The 16476-nt window shown below is 45.8% G+C and carries 18 protein-coding genes; 9 read left to right on the top strand and 9 right to left on the bottom strand.

What is annotated here, in order from left to right; genetic code table 11:
* Both MTR82_RS16820 and MTR82_RS16815 read left to right on the top strand, forming a co-directional pair.
* Positions 1-549, top strand: coding sequence for a GNAT family N-acetyltransferase (locus tag MTR82_RS16820; protein WP_052652422.1), 549 nt, complete (start codon positions 1-3; stop codon positions 547-549).
* Positions 550-635: 86 nt separating this feature from the next.
* Entirely contained in the window at positions 636-1124 is a 489-nt protein-coding gene (locus tag MTR82_RS16815) for a DinB family protein (protein WP_246809983.1), read from the top strand.
* Positions 1125-1131: 7 nt separating this feature from the next.
* Here the strand turns inward: MTR82_RS16815 and MTR82_RS16810 are convergent, their stop codons facing one another.
* From MTR82_RS16810 to MTR82_RS16795, 4 genes are all read right to left on the bottom strand, one after another.
* Positions 1132-1701: a beta-class carbonic anhydrase gene (locus MTR82_RS16810; protein WP_052652418.1), complete on the bottom strand. Its 570-nt coding sequence runs from the start codon at positions 1699-1701 to the stop codon at positions 1132-1134.
* 124 nt (positions 1702-1825) lie between these two features.
* Complete coding sequence (mreBH, locus tag MTR82_RS16805) at positions 1826-2833, bottom strand: rod-share determining protein MreBH (protein ID WP_052652416.1); 1008 nt, start codon at positions 2831-2833, stop codon at positions 1826-1828.
* Between the two features lie 241 nt (positions 2834-3074).
* Positions 3075-3215 (bottom strand): hypothetical protein, encoded by a 141-nt coding sequence (locus MTR82_RS16800; protein WP_199876619.1) that lies wholly within the window; start codon positions 3213-3215, stop codon positions 3075-3077.
* An 86-nt stretch (positions 3216-3301) separates the two neighbouring features.
* The gene (locus MTR82_RS16795; RefSeq protein WP_246809982.1) at positions 3302-4534 is read right to left on the bottom strand and encodes an aminopeptidase; all 1233 of its coding nucleotides are present in this window, start codon (positions 4532-4534) and stop codon (positions 3302-3304) included.
* A 142-nt stretch (positions 4535-4676) separates the two neighbouring features.
* On the opposite strand from MTR82_RS16795, the gene MTR82_RS16790 reads away from it, so the two are divergent.
* The 4 genes from MTR82_RS16790 to MTR82_RS16775 all read left to right on the top strand — a co-directional run bounded on the left by MTR82_RS16790 (position 4677) and on the right by MTR82_RS16775 (position 9087).
* Positions 4677-5771, top strand: coding sequence for a carbohydrate kinase (locus MTR82_RS16790; RefSeq protein ID WP_246809981.1), 1095 nt, complete (start codon positions 4677-4679; stop codon positions 5769-5771).
* Positions 5768-6679 (top strand): pseudouridine-5'-phosphate glycosidase, encoded by a 912-nt coding sequence (locus MTR82_RS16785; protein WP_052652410.1) that lies wholly within the window; start codon positions 5768-5770, stop codon positions 6677-6679. Before MTR82_RS16790 ends, MTR82_RS16785 begins: the two co-directional genes overlap by 4 nt.
* Positions 6680-6796: 117 nt before the next feature.
* Positions 6797-8104: an FAD-dependent oxidoreductase gene (locus MTR82_RS16780; protein ID WP_246809980.1), complete on the top strand. Its 1308-nt coding sequence runs from the start codon at positions 6797-6799 to the stop codon at positions 8102-8104.
* Positions 8101-9087: a class I SAM-dependent methyltransferase gene (locus MTR82_RS16775; RefSeq protein ID WP_246809979.1), complete on the top strand. Its 987-nt coding sequence runs from the start codon at positions 8101-8103 to the stop codon at positions 9085-9087. The genes MTR82_RS16780 and MTR82_RS16775 overlap by 4 nt, the downstream gene beginning before the upstream one ends.
* A 71-nt stretch (positions 9088-9158) precedes the next feature.
* On the opposite strand, the gene MTR82_RS16770 is transcribed toward MTR82_RS16775, so the two are convergent.
* Together MTR82_RS16770 and MTR82_RS16765 are read right to left on the bottom strand one after the other, a co-directional pair.
* Positions 9159-9380 (bottom strand): DUF1128 domain-containing protein, encoded by a 222-nt coding sequence (locus tag MTR82_RS16770; protein WP_052652407.1) that lies wholly within the window; start codon positions 9378-9380, stop codon positions 9159-9161.
* 57 nt (positions 9381-9437) lie between these two features.
* A complete protein-coding gene (locus tag MTR82_RS16765; RefSeq protein ID WP_246810013.1) occupies positions 9438-10799 on the bottom strand; it encodes an alanine/glycine:cation symporter family protein in 1362 nt (453 codons plus the stop codon).
* A 197-nt stretch (positions 10800-10996) separates the two neighbouring features.
* On the opposite strand from MTR82_RS16765, the gene MTR82_RS16760 reads away from it, so the two are divergent.
* Positions 10997-11446: a YtxH domain-containing protein gene (locus MTR82_RS16760; RefSeq protein ID WP_246809978.1), complete on the top strand. Its 450-nt coding sequence runs from the start codon at positions 10997-10999 to the stop codon at positions 11444-11446.
* Positions 11447-11496: 50 nt separating this feature from the next.
* On the top strand, positions 11497-12366 hold the full coding sequence (locus tag MTR82_RS16755; RefSeq protein ID WP_246809977.1) for a YihY/virulence factor BrkB family protein: 870 nt from the start codon (positions 11497-11499) through the stop codon (positions 12364-12366).
* A 70-nt stretch (positions 12367-12436) separates the two neighbouring features.
* Here MTR82_RS16755 and MTR82_RS16750 read toward each other — a convergent pair whose 3' ends face one another.
* Entirely contained in the window at positions 12437-12631 is a 195-nt protein-coding gene (locus MTR82_RS16750; protein ID WP_052652402.1) for an SE1561 family protein, read from the bottom strand.
* A 347-nt stretch (positions 12632-12978) separates the two neighbouring features.
* Positions 12979-13362: an OsmC family protein gene (locus MTR82_RS16745; RefSeq protein WP_246809976.1), complete on the bottom strand. Its 384-nt coding sequence runs from the start codon at positions 13360-13362 to the stop codon at positions 12979-12981.
* An 81-nt stretch (positions 13363-13443) separates the two neighbouring features.
* Between MTR82_RS16745 and MTR82_RS16740 the strand changes: the two genes are divergently transcribed.
* The gene (locus tag MTR82_RS16740) at positions 13444-14631 is read left to right on the top strand and encodes an MFS transporter (RefSeq protein WP_246809975.1); all 1188 of its coding nucleotides are present in this window, start codon (positions 13444-13446) and stop codon (positions 14629-14631) included.
* A 453-nt stretch (positions 14632-15084) separates the two neighbouring features.
* On the opposite strand, the gene rlmD is transcribed toward MTR82_RS16740, so the two are convergent.
* The gene (gene rlmD / locus MTR82_RS16735) at positions 15085-16449 is read right to left on the bottom strand and encodes a 23S rRNA (uracil(1939)-C(5))-methyltransferase RlmD (protein ID WP_246809974.1); all 1365 of its coding nucleotides are present in this window, start codon (positions 16447-16449) and stop codon (positions 15085-15087) included.
* Positions 16450-16476: the final 27 nt, after the last annotated feature.

Here is a 16476-nt window from a genome sequence, read left to right as displayed (position 1 = left end):
ATGAATCTATTATTCAATGGAAAGACTTGCTACCTTCGGACGCTTACTGTCGATGATGCGGAAGAGATGGTTCAATTGCTGGTAAGAAATCGTGATTACTGGGCGATCTACGAACCGCGCCATCAAGACAGTTACTTTACGGCATTGGTGCAGCGTGAAAAAATACGGGAATCGATATACCAGGCGCGGGAAAATCGGGAATACAGTTTTGGCATTTTTGAACATGAGTCCAATAAAATGATTGGCCACATTTCGATGTACAGCATCAAACGGTTGCCGTTCCTCAGTGCGCTGGTCGGCTATTCGATCGATGAGGGCTATATCGGCAAAGGCATTGCGACAGAAGCGGTGCGGCTGGTCAACACGTTCGGCTTCGAGCAATTGCGGCTGCACCGGATCGAGGCATACGTCTCCCCGAAAAATATGGGGTCGATCCGCGTCCTGCAAAAGACGGGCTTCCTGAATGAAGGCTTGCTGCGCGAATTCTTATACATCAATGGCGTCTGGGAAGACCATTATCAATTTGCTTTGCTTGAAAGTGAATTTTGAAAGGGCAAGGCCGCCTATAAAAGATGGTGGAAAAACATTGTCCGGTGGTTTTCAGAATAACAGCATCAGCGAAAGGAAGGTGCAAGATGGATCGAAACGATTTGTTTTCCTATCACCAATGGGCGACTTTGGCATGTCTTCGGCATGTCCAGTCAATCGGAGAGGACTTCTACACCCGAATTGGAGATAACTCTTTTGAGTCCATCGAAAAAACGGTGGAGCATGTCATTGGCGTAGAAAAACTGTGGCTGCTGCGAATGAATGGTGTGGAAAGTCCGGCATTCGAACGGTACGATGTTTCAACGACAGAAAAAGCGGTTGAAGCATTTATGCTCTTGCATGCGGAAATGGAATTGTACTTTGCTTCTTTGACCGAAGAGCAATGGCAGGAAGGGCTGTTCTTCAAAAGCATGCGCGGCGGCGAATTTCACAATACGCGCGATGAAATGCTGTTTACGGTCATCAACCATGCGTCGTACCATCGCGGACAAATCACTTCTTTTCTGCGCCAGTTTGGCAAAGCCGGCATTCCATTGGATTATCTTCACTATAAAAAACAAGACAAAAACCGCTGAGAAATTCTCAGCGGTTTTCGTTTCTTCCATCCACAACCATATCTAATTTTCCGGTTGTCGGATCAATCACAAGGCCATGAACCGGAACTTTGCTGTCGAGCAGCGGGTGGTTGCGCACCATCTGGACGCTGTGCTTGACGCTTTCTGACACGTCGCTAAAGCCGCGCAGCCATCCTTCCAAATCGACTCCGGAATATTCCATCATTTCTATGGTTTTTCGTTCAATTCCTCTTGCTTCCATCTTGGATAAAATGGATTTTGGATCGATGGCCGACATGCCGCAATCGTGATGGCCGATGATGTAAATTTCGTCTGCTTGCAATTCATAAACAGCTACGATCAAACTGCGCATAATGCCGCCGAAAGGGTGATTGATGACGGCACCGGCGCTTTTGACAATTTTCACGTCTCCGTTTTTCAAGTTCATTGCTTTCGGCAGCATTTCAATAAGCCGGGTATCCATACAAGTTAAAATGACCACTTTCTTGTCGGGAAACTTCGTCGTTATGTATTGCTCGTACTTCTTCTCTTTCACAAATTCCTCGTTATAAGCTAAGATATCTTCCAACATCGACATACTGAATCCTCCTTAAAGTTACTCCTTTTATTTTAAATCAAATTTTCCGAGAACACGACTGTAAACCTCCGGAATTCAAAAACAGTTTGGAAGCACGGCTTCCAAACTGTTGATTGAAACAAAATTAACGAGAGATTTTTTCAAGTTTGTTCAGCATCACCAGCGAACGGCCAGTGCCAATGGCAACCGATTCAAGCGGCTGCGGGGCAGTGTGCACAGGAACGGAAATTTCTTCTGACAACCATTGCTGCATGCCCTTCAACAAAGCGCCGCCTCCAGAAATGACCACGCCTTGGTCCACGATATCGCCCGATAATTCAGCAGGACAATTTTCAAGAGTCGCCCGAATGCATTCTAAAATAGAAAGCAAAGATTCTTTCAACGTTTCTTGAATTTCAGTCGATGTAAGCGTGACGGTTTTCGGAAGGCCTGTCATCACATCGCGGCCGCGGATTTCAATCGATTCGGATTTGTGCGGAATTAACGCATAGCCGATTTCTTTTTTGATGGTTTCAGCCGTCCGTTCGCCGATTAATACATTATAATGTTTGCGGACGTATTGGATAATGTCTTCATCCATACGGTCTCCCGCAACTTTTACGGTATTCGCGGAAACGACCCCGCCGAATGAAATGATGCCGACTTCCGTAGTGCCTCCGCCGATGTCCACAATAACGCTCGCAATCGGTTCGCTGACAGGCAAGTCAGCACCGATCGCTGCAGCAACGGGTTCTTCGATCAAATGGACGCTTTTTGCTCCACTTTGTTTGACTGCATCATGAATGGCACGGCGTTCAACAGACGTGGCTCCGCAAGGGGTGCAGACCATGACATTGGGTTTGCGAAGAGATCCGCCCATTTGCTTGGCAGCTTTTTGCATGACCATCTTCAGCAATTCCGTAGTGACTTCAAAGTCGGCGATGACGCCTTCTTTTAAAGGGCGCACGACCCGGATGGATCCAGGCGTCTTCCCAATCATTGCTTTTGCGTCTTCGCCGATTGCGATGACTTTATTCGTCTTCGTGTCTAATGCAACCACTGAAGGTTCATTTAAAATAATGCCTTTTGCTTTTGTGTATACTAAAATATTTGCTGTTCCTAAGTCGATTCCAATATCCGTTGAAGAAAACATGCCTAAACTCCTCCTATTATAAAACAATTACCACTCTGCATTTTACCATGTATTGGAGGGGTTCAAAAGCACGCAAAAACAAAATGATACATAAGAAAGGTCTATTGTTGTGGAAAATTACAAAAAGGCAGGTCTATAGATAGAGGATGTAACGGGTATGTAAAATAAATGATTTGAGAATGTAAAGAGAAAGCCTCATGGAAATGAAAAAAGCCGCTTTCTCCGAGAAAGCGGCTTTTTCTTAAAATCTGTTTTTCGGCATTGGGTCTACTTTTTCTGCATCATGAGAGTGAAGTTCTTTGCCAAGGAAATGCAAAAGAGTGAAGAAAAATAAGAAAATAACAACCATAAAGCCTAATACGATAGTTACACCTTCTAACATAATGATAACTCCTCTCTGAACTTGTAATCATCATTACTCAGTATACATGATATAACGGAAAAAATTAAGTGTCCAATTATTGAGGATTAAAATGCCCAGTTGCCGCTACGGAAAATCGGCTCGCGCGTGCCGTCTTCCAAGATGCCGTCAATATCCATCTCTTCAGAACCCACCATGAAATCAACATGGGTAATGCTCTGGTTCAATCCGTGTGCCAGCAATTCTTCCTGGGACATCGTTTTGCCGCCTTCTAAACAGAATGCATAAGCACTGCCGATCGCAAAGTGGTTTGAAGCATTCTCGTCGAAAAGCGTATTGTAGAACAAAATATTCGAGTTTGAAATTGGCGAGTGATGAGGCACGAGTGCAACTTCGCCCAGGAAATGCGATCCTTCATCCGTCGCGATCAAATTCTTTAAGACATCTTCGCCTTGTGCCGCAGAAGCATCGACAATTTTTCCGTTCTCAAAAGTGATCTTGAAATCATCGATGATGTTGCCGCCGTAGCTTAATGGTTTTGTGCTGGAAACAAAGCCGTTGACGCCCGTTTTATCCGGAACGGTAAAGACTTCTTCCGTTGGCATATTGGCCATGAAAGGCTGCCCTTTTTCGTTGATGGATCCGGCGCCGCACCACAAATGGCCTTTTGGAAGGCCGACTTCCAAATCGGTTTTTGGCGAAGTGTAGTGAAGCTTCGCGTATTTTTTGCCGTTCAGATAATCCACTTTTGTATGAAGGGTATCATTATGTTTGGCCCATTCTTCAATCGGTTCAGGCAAATCGGCACGGACTGCTTTGAAAATGGCATCCCATAAAGCATCCACTTGCTGGTCTTCCGGCAAGTCTGCGAATACTTTTGCCGCCCAGGCTTTTGAAGGCGCTGCCAAAACCGTCCAACTGATTTTATCGGACTGAACGTATTGGCGGTATTTCTTCAAGCCGGTGCCGACGGCTTTTTGGTTGGCCGCAATTTTCTTCGGATCGATGCCGTTCAACAGATCCGGACTTTGTGAAACGATGCTGATAAATGCAGCACCTTGGTCTGCAAGCTGTTCACGCTCTTGGACTTTCCATGCCGGATATTCCGAGAATGAATCTTCAGGAGCCAGTTCATAACGAAGGCGAGAGATTTCATCGTCGTTCCAATCTACGTGCACTTGTTTAGCGCCAGCCTCATAAGCTTGTTTGGTGATCAGGCGGACGAGCGGTGCTGCATCAAGGGAAGCGGCAATATACAATTGTTGTCCAGATTGAATATTTACCCCCACTTTTACAGCCAGTTCTGCATATTTTATTAATTTTTCATCAAAAGATGTCACGTAAATCTCTCCTTTCATCATTATTATATTAGCAATCTTCAGTCATACCCTGCAAGGTTTATCCTCACTTTCCCGATTTAGGCTTGCAATTTTAAAGACAAAAGTTTATGATATAAACAAATGTTTAAAAGGAGGCGAGGAATTGAATCAAAAAGAAGCGGAACTTTTAGCTTTGATTCGCCGGGATCCTTATTTATCGCAGCAGGAAATGGCAGATGCGATGAAACTTTCCAGGCCGTCCATCGCGAACTTAATATCAGGATTGATTCGTGAAGGAAAAATTCTGGGCAGAGCTTACGTCCTGCCGGAAGAAGGGACGGTCATTTGCATCGGCGGAGCGAATGTCGACCGGAAATTCAAAATGAAGAAAAAGACGATCATGGGCACTTCAAATCCCGCTTCAGCGACAGGAAGCGTCGGCGGAGTGGCCCGCAATATAGCAGAGAACTTGGGCCGGCTTGGCCACGAAGTGAAATTGCTGTCGATTGCCGGGAATGATTCCGAGTGGAAATTGATCGAAGAAGTATCGTCGCCGTTTATGTCGACGGATTTAACCAAATCCTTTGATGAATATTCGACGGGCACTTACACAGCCGTTTTGGAGCCAGACGGCGAAATGCTGCTGGCTATGGCGAACATGGACATCTATGAACAAATGACGCCTGCATATGTAGCGAGAAACGAAAACGCCCTGCTAGCAGCTTCTTGCATCGTCATCGATTTGAATTGCCCGAAAGAGACGATTGAGTATATTCGAAAACTCGCGAAGTCTCGAGAGATTCCACTGGCGGTCATCCCGGTTTCGGGTCCGAAAATGGACCGCCTGTCTGAAGATCTGACCGGCATCACTTGGCTCGTCCTGAACCGGGATGAAGCAGAGCAGTATTTAGGAAAAGCAATAGACACATTCGCAGATTGGCATGACAGTGCAAAGCGCTTGCATGAAATGGGTGCCGAAAATGTATTGATCACTGGCGGAAAAGACGGCGTAATTGCTGCCAACCATTCGTCAGTCCAACATTATGAAGCCCTTCAGACCCGTACGTTGGAAGATGTCACTGGTGCAGGCGATGCATTCTCGAGCGGCGTGATCCACAGTTTCCTGTGTGAGCAAGAATTTGATGTGACGATCCATTCCGGATTGATGAATGCGACGAAAACCTTGCAAAGTGAAACAACCGTACGAACAGAACTTACAGCCGAGCAGTTAAAAAAAGAATTGGAGGAATTACAATGACAGCAATGATTTCATATTCAAAGGAAGTACAGGAAGCAATGGACCAAAAAAAACCGGTGGTGGCACTTGAGTCGACAATTATCTCGCATGGTATGCCTTATCCGCAAAATGTCGAAACCGCGCGCATTGTTGAGCAGATCATCCGCGATAATGGAGCTGTCCCAGCAACAATCGCGATCATGGACGGCCAAATTAAAATCGGTTTATCTGATGAGGAGCTTGAACTTTTAGGAAACAGCCCGGATGTGGCAAAAGTTTCACGCCGCGACCTTGGCCAATTGATTGCGACGAAAAAAATCGGGGCAACAACTGTTGCGGCTACGATGATTTGTGCGGAATTAGCCGGCATCCGCGTTTTCGCTACAGGCGGAATCGGCGGGGTGCACCGCGGTGCTGAAACGACAATGGATATTTCAGCTGACTTGGAAGAATTGGCGACAACTGGCGTAGCTGTCGTTTGTGCCGGAGCGAAATCGATTCTGGATATCGGGCTGACATTGGAATACCTTGAAACAAAAGGCGTTCCGGTCATTGGCTACCAAACAGAAGAAATGCCGGCTTTCTATACACGTTCAAGCGGCTTTGGATTGACGTTCAGCGCAGAAAATCCGGAAGTTCTGGCACAAGTATTAAAAGCACAATGGGATCTTGGATTAAAAGGCGGCGCCGTTGTAGCAAATCCGATTCCTGCAGAGCATGCACTTGAAGATGCGTTCATCAACGGCATCATCGACCGGGCCATGGCGGAAGCGGAAGAGAACGGCATCAAAGGAAAAGACACGACGCCATTCTTGCTGGGCAAAGTAAAAGAATTGACAGAAGGAACAAGCCTCGTTGCAAATATCGAGCTCGTCAAACACAATGCAGAAGTCGGCGCTAAACTGGCTGTTGCATACAACCAGCTATAAGAAAAAAATACGGAAGCCCGGAAGGAAAAGCACTGCTTTTCCTTCCGGGCTTTTTTAATTGGAAGATGTTTTCAAGCAACCCGGAAAAGGGTAGGTAACAATAAGGAGCTGAAGAAGATGAAAACGGATGTATTCATTAGCGGAGGCGGCATCGGCGGATTGACCTTAGCCTTGAAATTGGTGCAGCGCGGAGTCGATGTTGTGCTGGCCGAAAGACTTTCGAAAAAACCTCCTACTTATAAAGGGGAATTGCTGCAGCCTAAAAGCATGCAAATATTCGACAGCATCGGAATTTATGAGGAAATCTGCGAGCGATCCAACGAGATAAAAGTGCTCGATATGCTCGAACTTTCCAGCACGTTAAAAGTCCAGGACCAATCGTTCATGGATTACAGCGTGCTGCCCGGAAAATACGATGCCGCCTATATGGTCCACCACGAAGAATTAAAATCCATCATCTTAGAAGCGGCTTTAATGTTTACCAACTTCCATTATTTCAATGGAACGGCCTGCAAAAGCCTATCCGAAAATAAAGCGGTGCTGCAAAAAGGCAAAGAAACATTCGAAGTGGAAGCCCGATTTTTCTTTGGCGCAGAAGGAAGGGCTTCTGTCACCCGGAAATCGATGGGCATCGAAGTCAAGCAAACGACGTACAACCATCATTTCCTGACGGTTTCGTTTCCGCGCGCAGAAAATTTCAAAGATGGAAAAATCATTTCTACATATAACCGTTTTCTTGGTTTATTTCCATTGCCGGACAATATGGTGAGAAGTGTCTACTTGATTCCGGAAGGGGATTATAAAGAGCTGAAAGAAAAACCAATCAGCCATTTCCATAAATTATATACTGATTTGGCGCCGGCAGTAGACGGCTATGTCCAGCAGCTGACCGACTGGAAAAAGATCCAGCTGATGATTCCAATTATGTATCATGCGCCTTCTTACGTGAAAGCCAACAAAGCCATTATTGGAGACGCTGCCCATGCCGTCCATCCAATGGCGGGCGAAGGAATGAATATGGCCATCCAGGACGCAGATATACTGGGCGAATTAGTGGCGGATATGAAAGAAACTGGCAAGCTGGATCCGTCCAATTTGAAATGGTATGAAAAAGTCCGCTATAAGCGAGCCGACCATGTCATCCAATTGAGCCATTTGGCAGCCCTCGCCTATTCATTTCCGTTTAAGCCAGTCAGTTATTTGCGGAAAAGAACATTTGAACGCATGGAAGAAGATCCCATCCTTCACTTTAAGCAAATGTTGAATGTTTCAGGGCTCGGAATGTGGAAAGAAAATGTCCGCGACCGTTTTATCCAAGGAGGCATCATGCCCATCCGGATAAGGGATCTGCCGCCGAGCACCAAAGAATTAAAGTATTTCACTCGAGAAGATGACTACCCATGGAAAGTGGAGGGACTCCTATGATAGATGTAATGAATATGTTTAAAGCAAGAATGTACATGAAACGGAATGAACCGTTCCTCTATAGCTGGCACGCGTATGTGGGCTATGAACTGGATTTATTTAAAGCTTTCGAACGGCCCATGTCGAAATTTGATGTGGCCGATGCCTACCAATTGGATGAAAATCTATTGGATCAATGGGTCAACGTTGGCTTATCGATCGGCCATTTGAAAGAGGCGGGGAGAGGGCGCTATAAAATCAGCCATGTGTGGAAGCTGCCGAAGCCGAAAGGAAATTATTCCTCCGGTGTCTTATTGAAAGAAATGATGGAATTGCATATTCCGACGTTGTTAAGCTATCCCGAAATGATGCGGAAGCAAAGCCGCAACCATTTTGATGAAGAAAAGCATGCACCGACCGTGGCCGAAACGAGCCGGCTGCTCGAAGTATTGGCATTGCCTAAAATGTCCAAGAAAATCAGGGAGAATGACTGCAAGACGGTACTGGATATCGGATGCGGCGAAGCCGGCTATATCCAAAAGCTTGCTGAACGCTTTCCGAATACCGAATTCACCGGAATTGAAATTAGTCCGGCCGTAACCGAAAAAGCGCAAGAAAACACACGGGACAATGAAAACATCACCATTGAAAATGCGGATTTATGGAATTACCATCCTGAAAAGCAGCAGGATATGGTCATGATGAACAATGTCATCCATTATATTGACTTGGAAAAACGGCAAGAACTGTTTACAGAGCTCGCCAGTTGGCTGAATGACGGCGGCATCCTGTCCGTCGTCACTCCGATTGCCGGCAGTGTAGAAGATCCGCCGTTTGCCAATGTCTTCAATAGCTTCTTCTCCTCATTCGACAATCTGTACCGATTGCCGACCCGGGACGAACTCGCGGAGTGGGGAGAAGAGGCAGGCCTTGAGATGCTCGGCATTAAAACCGTCATCAAAGAAGGCAGCTGGTACATCGCCCAATACCAAAAGAGGGGCTGACACTGCTGGTTAGAGTTAATAAGAAAATGAAAACCCCGACCTTGGCGTCTGCCGAAGTCGGGGTTTTTGTGTTATTTGCGCAATGAGCCAAGCTCTTTCGCGATGGCCTGCATTTCGTTTGGTGTAATGTTGTCGCGGCTTTTCACCATTTCATATAAATCCAGCAGGTCTTCGTACTGCGAATTGTTGAAATGCTCGGATTTCATCGCATCCACATTGACCATGCGCAATTTTGCCTTAATTTCTTCGATCATAAACGTAATGTTTTCATTTGATGGTTTTGATAGATCCATGATGGGTTCCTGCCTTTCGAAGGGTATAACCCATCATTTCACTGTTCAAAAAAAAAGTCAATTGCCAGCTTGGGCTTCTGCTTTTTCCTCTTTTACTTTTTTTACAATGCGTCGTGTTTCGAGCGCCATGACACCGGACAAGCCAAGCAAGCCGATTAAGTTCGGAATGGCCATCAAGCCGTTCATGATATCCGAGAACATCCAGATCAAGTCTAGCGAAACCGTAGCGCCGACAAACACCATCACAATGAAGGCAATACGGTAGACGATCAGTAGGGCTGGGTTCTTGAATAAATACTGGAAGCATTTCTCGCCATAATACGACCAGCCGATAATGGTAGAAGAAGCGAAGAAAATTAATCCGATCGCTACAATGATTGGTCCGATTGGTCCCAAGAATTGCTCGAAAGCAGCAGTCGTGAGTGCTGAACCTTCAAGGGATTTATCCGTGTACATGCCTGACATGACGATAGTAATTCCAGTGATTGAACAGATGATCAGCGTATCGATAAATACTTGTGTCATCGAAACGAGCGCCTGGCGTCCAGGCATATCCGTTTTGGCTGCCGCAGCAGCAATCGGAGCTGATCCAAGTCCTGCTTCGTTCGAGAATACGCCTCGGGCAACCCCGTAGCGGATGGCTGCGCCGATCGCGCCGCCGACAGCAGCTTCTCCTGTAAAGGCAGAAGTGAAGATTGTTGTAACCGCTGGCCAGATAAGGTCAATATTCGTAAGCATGATAATAGCGCCAGCAATGATATAAAACAAAGCCATGAATGGCACAAAATAAGAAGTCACTTTCCCTATTACTTTGACGCCGCCTAAAATGACAGCTCCGGCAAATAAAGTAAGAATGATTCCGGTAATCCAAGTCGGCACACTGAATGTGTCACGGACGATGCCCGCTACTGAGTTTGATTGTGTTCCATTGCCGATGCCAAAAGCCGCAATGGCGCCGAAAATCGCAAATATGACGCCAAGCCATTTTTGCTTTAGACCATGCTCAAGGTAATACATAGGTCCACCGGCCATCTGTCCCTTCGCATCGGTGATCCGGTATTTAACAGCTAAAACCGCTTCGCCATATTTCGTTGCCATCCCAAAAAATGCAGAAATCCACATCCAAAAAACAGCGCCGGGTCCACCGAGCACGACCGCCGTTGCAACTCCGACGATATTACCGGTGCCGACAGTTGCAGCCAAGGCAGTTGAAAGAGCTTCGAAATGGCTGATATCGCCTTTAGAAGTCTTATCCTGATTTTTTGAGAAAACCAGTTTTAATGCATAAGGCAACATTCGGACTTGCAGCAAACCAAGGCGCACAGTCAAGTAAATGCCGGTGCCGACGATTAAAACAAGTAAAGCAGGACCCCAGATGAAACCGCTAATATCGCTTAAAATATTCTCCAATTGCTCCATTTTCTCATCTCCTTCAATCAATTCGTCTACTCTTCTTAATATTCCAAAACCTCCTTAAGATTTAATATTCCAAAATATCAAACCGAGAGTCAAGACTTTTTTGAAAAAAATAAAAAGGAGGGAAAGTTTAAAATATGGGAATAGAGGGAAAATCCAAAAGAGATGCAAGTATCATATTTGATTGGGAGGAATTTAGAATGAGCCAAAACAAATTATTAACGGGATTATTAGTAGGAGCAGCAATGGGGATTATCGTTTCCCTCTTCGACAAAAATACAAGAAATGATGTAATGGACAAATCCAAGAAATTATCCAGCAATGCAAAATACTATGCTTCGAACAGAGACGAGCTCATGTCGGCTGTCCAACAGCAGACGGAAAGAGTTCAAAATCTCTATGCCCGTATTTCCGATGATGCTTCTTATGTGGGGGAAAAAGTCAACGAATTGAAAGAATTGACTCCGCATGTAAAAGACATGGCATTGGAAACGAAAGAGGCATTTGTAGACACGAAAGACGCTGTGCTTGATTCAAAAGACGATGTCTTAACTGCTTTGAAGGAAGACAATCCTTCTGCCTCTTCATCTTTGACCGATGACAGCAGTTCTTCCACATCATCTAATTCAAGCTCTACAAAAAACGGGTAATTCCAATCAGGAAAGAATCGCAACGGCCATCAACTGATTCCGAAGAGCGCTTGAATAACTTGCAGGTGAGCCATGACGTCACCACGGCTAAGGGCTTCCTGAAAGAAGTAGGCAAACGGATCCAAGAAATAGATGTGCAAGGACTGGGAGCGCAATTAGCGTTCTTTTTCCTGCTGTCTATCTTTCCTTTGCTTATTTTTCTTGTGACGCTATTGCCCTACTTGAATCTTTCGTCAGATCAAATTTATGGATTTTTGCAGGAAGTAGCTCCTGCTGAAGTCTATGCCATCATTGAAGAAACATTGCAGGATATTATGACCAACCAAAATGGAAGGCTGTTGTCATTTGGGATCATCGCAACGATATGGTCCGCCAGTTTGGGCATGGATGCGTTGATCAAATCGTTGAACTTCTCCTACGGAGTTGAAGAGAACCGGCCGTTTCTTATCGCCCGGGGGATGTCGATCCTTTCGACGATCTTGATGATTTTCATCATGATTGTTGCTTTAGTCTTGCCGATTTTCGGTCAACAGACCGGTGTTTTTCTTTCCTCTTTCCTTGGATTGGAAGATAGCTTTCTGGAGCTTTGGAGTCGATTGCGTTTTACGATACCGCCTTTAATCATTTTTGCGGTGTGTTCGGTCATCTATTGGGTGGCGCCGAATGTCCGGCTGGATGTGCGAAGCGTCATGGTGGGAGCTGCTTTCACCTCTATCGGATGGATCGCGGTTTCCTACATTTTTTCTTTGTACATCAACCATTTTGCTACGTTCTCTGCTACATACGGCAGCATCGGGGGCATAATCATGCTGATGATTTGGCTTTACTTATCAGCAATGCTGCTGCTCGTCGGCGGCCAGATCAATGCCGTCATGCAGGGCAGACGAAACAGTCTGGATCGTAGGCAACGCAATTTATAAAACTGCCATAAAAAAAGCTTCTCCGCCATCAATTGTGCTGATGGCGGAGAAGCTTTTTTAGCGGCTGGCCTTATTTTTCATCTTCTGGACGTGATTTAAATTGCTGCATTTTCTCATCAAGATCATCGACCATGGCAATTAGCCGGTCGATATCTTCGAGCTCGGTATTTTCTGGTTCAATGGCATCAAGGACTTCTAAAAACATATTCAATCGCTGTTTCATGTAAGATACTTGCTGCTCTTTATTCGTAATGGATTTTCCCATTGGATACACCTCATTTCGCTTGTTATATCGTAGCGGAAAAAGCATGGAATTTCAACACTCTATAGGCAAAACTAATTATTTATCAATTTTATGTATTTAGAATATTTACTTAACTTTCGTTTTGTGTTAAAGTGATGTTAATCAAATGAGAGGGGAGGCCGAAGTGAATCGTCGAAACCAATCATTGTAGAGGACAAAGGAGGGGGTTCGAACATTTCACCGGCAGCTTAGCCGAAGAAATTAAACTATGGAAATAACAAAATTGGATATTATGAAAACCTAAAGGTTCAGCCGCATTCTGTCATACAGATACGGACTGAACCTTTTGTGGTTTGAATGGATTCAACTCAACGCGTCAATTCGTACGTTTCAATAATTTCGATGGAATCTTTGACACTTTGAACCATCGAACAATTCTTCCGGGTCAGCTCCATGACGCGTTCCATCTTGCTTTCTTCGATCTTTCCTTGTAGGGTAAAGTGAATGTGCACTTTTGAAACCCGGTCAGCTTCATCCTCGACGCGCACGACCTCTTTCACTTTAATTTGGATATCATCCGCCGGCATCCGCATTTTCTCCAATACTTTCCGCATCACTCCGCCGCTGCAGACAGCGAGTGAAGAAACCAGTAATTGATAAGGGCGGAAACCGTATTGCTCATTGCCGGATATCTCAATTTCTCCAAAAGGCAATTTTCCCGTAAAACCATTTTCGTTCATTGAATAATTCATTTAGTTAACGCCTCCTTATGGTAAAATTGTAACTGAATTCTTACTGAAGTTAAATGAACGCGCATTATCAAGGAGGCACCAATGAAAACATTTGTAAAAAGCGACCGCGCCAGGTTCTGGATATTGGTCGCCATCGTATCGATTTCGGGTTTTTCCCAAGGCATGCTGTTGCCGCTGATTGCCGTTATTTTTGAGCAGGACGGCATCTCTTCAACTTTAAATGGGCTCAGCGCTACGGGACTGTACATAGGAACATTGATTATCGCGCCTTTCATGGAACCGCAATTGCGGCGATTCGGCTATAAGCCGTTGATTCTCCTCGGCGGCGGACTGGTAATTGCCTCGCTTTTCTTATTTCCTTTATGGAAAAGCATATTGTTCTGGTTTATTTTGCGCGTATTGATTGGCGTCGGGGACCAAGCACTGCATTTCTCCACCCAAACATGGATTACGAGTTTTTCGCCTCAGCACCGTTTAGGCAGGAATATCGCCATCTACGGCATGTCTTTTAGTGTAGGGTTTGGCGCTGGGCCTTTGTTTGTGCCATTGGTCAATATTTTTGAAGCGCTGCCTTTCATCATTTCAGGCGTTCTTTGCCTGATTGCTTGGTCGCTGGTGTTCTTGTTAAGAAATGATTTTCCGGAAGTTTCAAGCGGTAGCATGGCGAGCACGGGCACTCTTGGGCGGTTTAAAGCGGCGATTGTCATCGCTTGGGTCGCATTTTTGCCGCCGCTCGGCTACGGTTTTTTGGAAGCTTCCTTAAATTCCATTTATCCTGTGTACGCGTTAAGGCAATCGATTGATGTCGGAATGGTTTCGATCATGCTTGCTGCGTTTTCTTTAGGCGCCATTGCCACGCAATTGCCGCTCGGAAGTTTAAGCGACCGTTACGGCAGAAGGAATGTGTTGATCATCGCTTTGTCCGGCGGTGCTCTTGTGTTTGGCATTGGCAGCTTTTTCGAAGCCTATGCCTGGGTTACTGTTGGATTTTTTGCCTTGGCGGGAATGTTTGTCGGATCCACGTTTTCTCTAGGCATTTCATTTATGGCGGATTTGATGCCAAAAGATTTGCTGCCGACCGGCAATTTGCTTTGCGGCATCGCTTTCAGCATCGGGAGTTTGACCGGCCCGTTTTTAGGCGGACTTTTTGTCCAGCATTCGGGGGGGCTCAGTTTCCTGTTATTGATCGCCGCCATATTGCTCGCCATTTTCCTGGTTATCCTCCTGTTCGGCGGAAAGAAAAAAGAACCGGAAGCAGAGTTTAGTTAAATGGAAAAAGGCACGGAAGCTTTTATGGCTTCCGTGCCTTCAGATTGTAGAGAAATTAATTAGATGAGAGCATCTGCTCCTGGAAGCCGCACTGCGGCGCTATGGACAGCGTTCCCACAATAAGCCGAGAAACCCACTCGTCTTATTGCTCCACCCTGTTCGGAACCGCGCCGGTGCTGGAACACTCCCTAAAGATATAGAGCTAAACAGGGAACGATGTTTTTTTAAAAGCATCGTTTTAAAATACTTGCTCCTGTGCGAGCTCGTCGCAGGAGCGATCAACTTCGCTATTCCACGGTCAACCGCTATTCCGCGGTCAACCGCTTCGCAGCGGTTGACTGCGGAATAGCGAGTTTCAAATTGATTTTTTCCATTTCTATTTTTTCCAACATACTAAAGGCACGGAAGCTTTTATGGCTTCCGTGCCTTTTTTGGTGTTCAGCGTCCGTTTTCTTATTTTAGTACCAGCTTTGTCACCGATTCCACCTGGGCGGTTTGCGGGAACATGTCGACCGGCTGAATGTATTCGATCTTGTAGATTTTCGTCAGCTGCTGCAAATCTTTCGCTAACGTAGAAGGGTTGCAAGACGTGTAGACGAAACGCTTCGGCTTCACCTTCAAGATGGTTTGGATCAATGAGTCGCCAAGCCCGGTGCGCGGTGGATCCACTGTCAATACGTCAGGCGTATAGCCGTCCGTACGCCAGGTTTCCAGCCATTTCTCTGCACTGCCGGTCACGTATTTCGCGGTATAGCCTAATTTTTTCGCGTTCGCTTTCGCATCTACCACACTTTCATGAATCAAGTCCATGCCGCGTATTTCCTTGGCGCGGTCAGCGAGCCACATTCCAATCGTTCCGACGCCGCAATACGCGTCAACGACGGATTCGGTGCCTGTCAAATCAGCGGCGCGTTTGATTTCATTATAGAGGTTCACGGTCTGGATCGGATTCAATTGGAAGAAAGCCCGGGCGGAGAGGTCGAAAGACAATTCGCCAAGTTTCTCATGAATCGTGTCTTTGCCGTAAAGGGTGAAAGTCTCTTCGCCAAAAATTAAAGAAGTTTTTTCTTTATTGACATTTTGCACGATGGACACGATTTTTGGATCCAAGTTTTGAAGAAGTTCCACTAAGAATTCTTTTTGTGGAATTTTGGCACGCGTCGTAATCAGGACGATTTGGATTTCGCCGGTTTCCACGCCTGTCCGGACCACGATCGTCCGGATGATGCCCTTCATCGTTTTGCCGTCATAGATTGGAATTTTTAAATCCTCCAATACGCGCTTCACGTCATTCGTGATGCGTGTCGTATTCGGGTGTTGGACGATGCATTGCTCAATGTCCAATAATTGATGGGAGCCTTCTGCAAACAGCCCGGCAATTACGCGGTTTCCTTTTAAGCGTGTCTGGAACTGGCTTTTGTTGCGGTAATACCACGGTTCTTCCATGCCAATCGTTTTTTCGACTTGGACATTGACCCCTTTCAAATAGCGCTCCAACGCTTGAACAACCAAATCTCTTTTTTCAACCAATTGCTGGCCATACGTCATATGCTGCAACTGGCAGCCGCCGCATGAATCATAGATCGGACAAGGCGGCGTCTGGCGGTGTGGAGAAGGTTTGCGCAATTTTAAAATGCGGGCTTCGGCAAAATTCCGTTTGATGTTCGTGACTTGGGCGGTGATTTCTTCGCCAGGCAATGCGCCTTGAACAAAAATGACATTGCGTTTAAAGAAACCGATGCCTTCACCGTTGATTCCTAGCCGTTTAATCGTTAAAGGGAACTTTTGGCCTTCCTCGATTATGGGTTTATCGTTCATTTTTTCACGTCCTTTTTGTAATCATCC

The sequence above is a fragment of the Planococcus ruber genome (genome assembly GCF_022819085.1).
Classification (GTDB): Bacteria; Bacillota; Bacilli; order Bacillales_A; family Planococcaceae; genus Planococcus; species Planococcus ruber.
The sequence above is the reverse complement of the archived record's forward strand: the minus strand, read 5'-3'. Positions and strand labels throughout refer to the sequence as shown.

Excerpts from the sequence above, each read along its gene's own strand:
- MTR82_RS16740 (WP_246809975.1), top strand. The coding sequence starts at position 13,444 with ATGAAAACATTTGTAAAAAGCGACCGCGCCAGGTTCTGGATATTGGTC.
- MTR82_RS16785 (WP_052652410.1), top strand. The coding sequence starts at position 5,768 with ATGACAGCAATGATTTCATATTCAAAGGAAGTACAGGAAGCAATGGAC.
- MTR82_RS16820 (WP_052652422.1), top strand. The coding sequence starts at position 1 with ATGAATCTATTATTCAATGGAAAGACTTGCTACCTTCGGACGCTTACT.
- mreBH (WP_052652416.1), bottom strand. The coding sequence starts at position 2,833 with ATGTTTTCTTCAACGGATATTGGAATCGACTTAGGAACAGCAAATATT.
- MTR82_RS16770 (WP_052652407.1), bottom strand. The coding sequence starts at position 9,380 with ATGGATCTATCAAAACCATCAAATGAAAACATTACGTTTATGATCGAA.
- MTR82_RS16745 (WP_246809976.1), bottom strand. The coding sequence starts at position 13,362 with ATGAATTATTCAATGAACGAAAATGGTTTTACGGGAAAATTGCCTTTT.
- MTR82_RS16815 (WP_246809983.1), top strand. The coding sequence starts at position 636 with ATGGATCGAAACGATTTGTTTTCCTATCACCAATGGGCGACTTTGGCA.
- MTR82_RS16780 (WP_246809980.1), top strand. The coding sequence starts at position 6,797 with ATGAAAACGGATGTATTCATTAGCGGAGGCGGCATCGGCGGATTGACC.
- MTR82_RS16775 (WP_246809979.1), top strand. The coding sequence starts at position 8,101 with ATGATAGATGTAATGAATATGTTTAAAGCAAGAATGTACATGAAACGG.
- MTR82_RS16760 (WP_246809978.1), top strand. The coding sequence starts at position 10,997 with ATGAGCCAAAACAAATTATTAACGGGATTATTAGTAGGAGCAGCAATG.
- rlmD (WP_246809974.1), bottom strand. The coding sequence starts at position 16,449 with ATGAACGATAAACCCATAATCGAGGAAGGCCAAAAGTTCCCTTTAACG.
- MTR82_RS16810 (WP_052652418.1), bottom strand. The coding sequence starts at position 1,701 with ATGTCGATGTTGGAAGATATCTTAGCTTATAACGAGGAATTTGTGAAA.
- MTR82_RS16750 (WP_052652402.1), bottom strand. The coding sequence starts at position 12,631 with ATGGGAAAATCCATTACGAATAAAGAGCAGCAAGTATCTTACATGAAA.
- MTR82_RS16800 (WP_199876619.1), bottom strand. The coding sequence starts at position 3,215 with ATGTTAGAAGGTGTAACTATCGTATTAGGCTTTATGGTTGTTATTTTC.
- MTR82_RS16765 (WP_246810013.1), bottom strand. The coding sequence starts at position 10,799 with ATGGAGCAATTGGAGAATATTTTAAGCGATATTAGCGGTTTCATCTGG.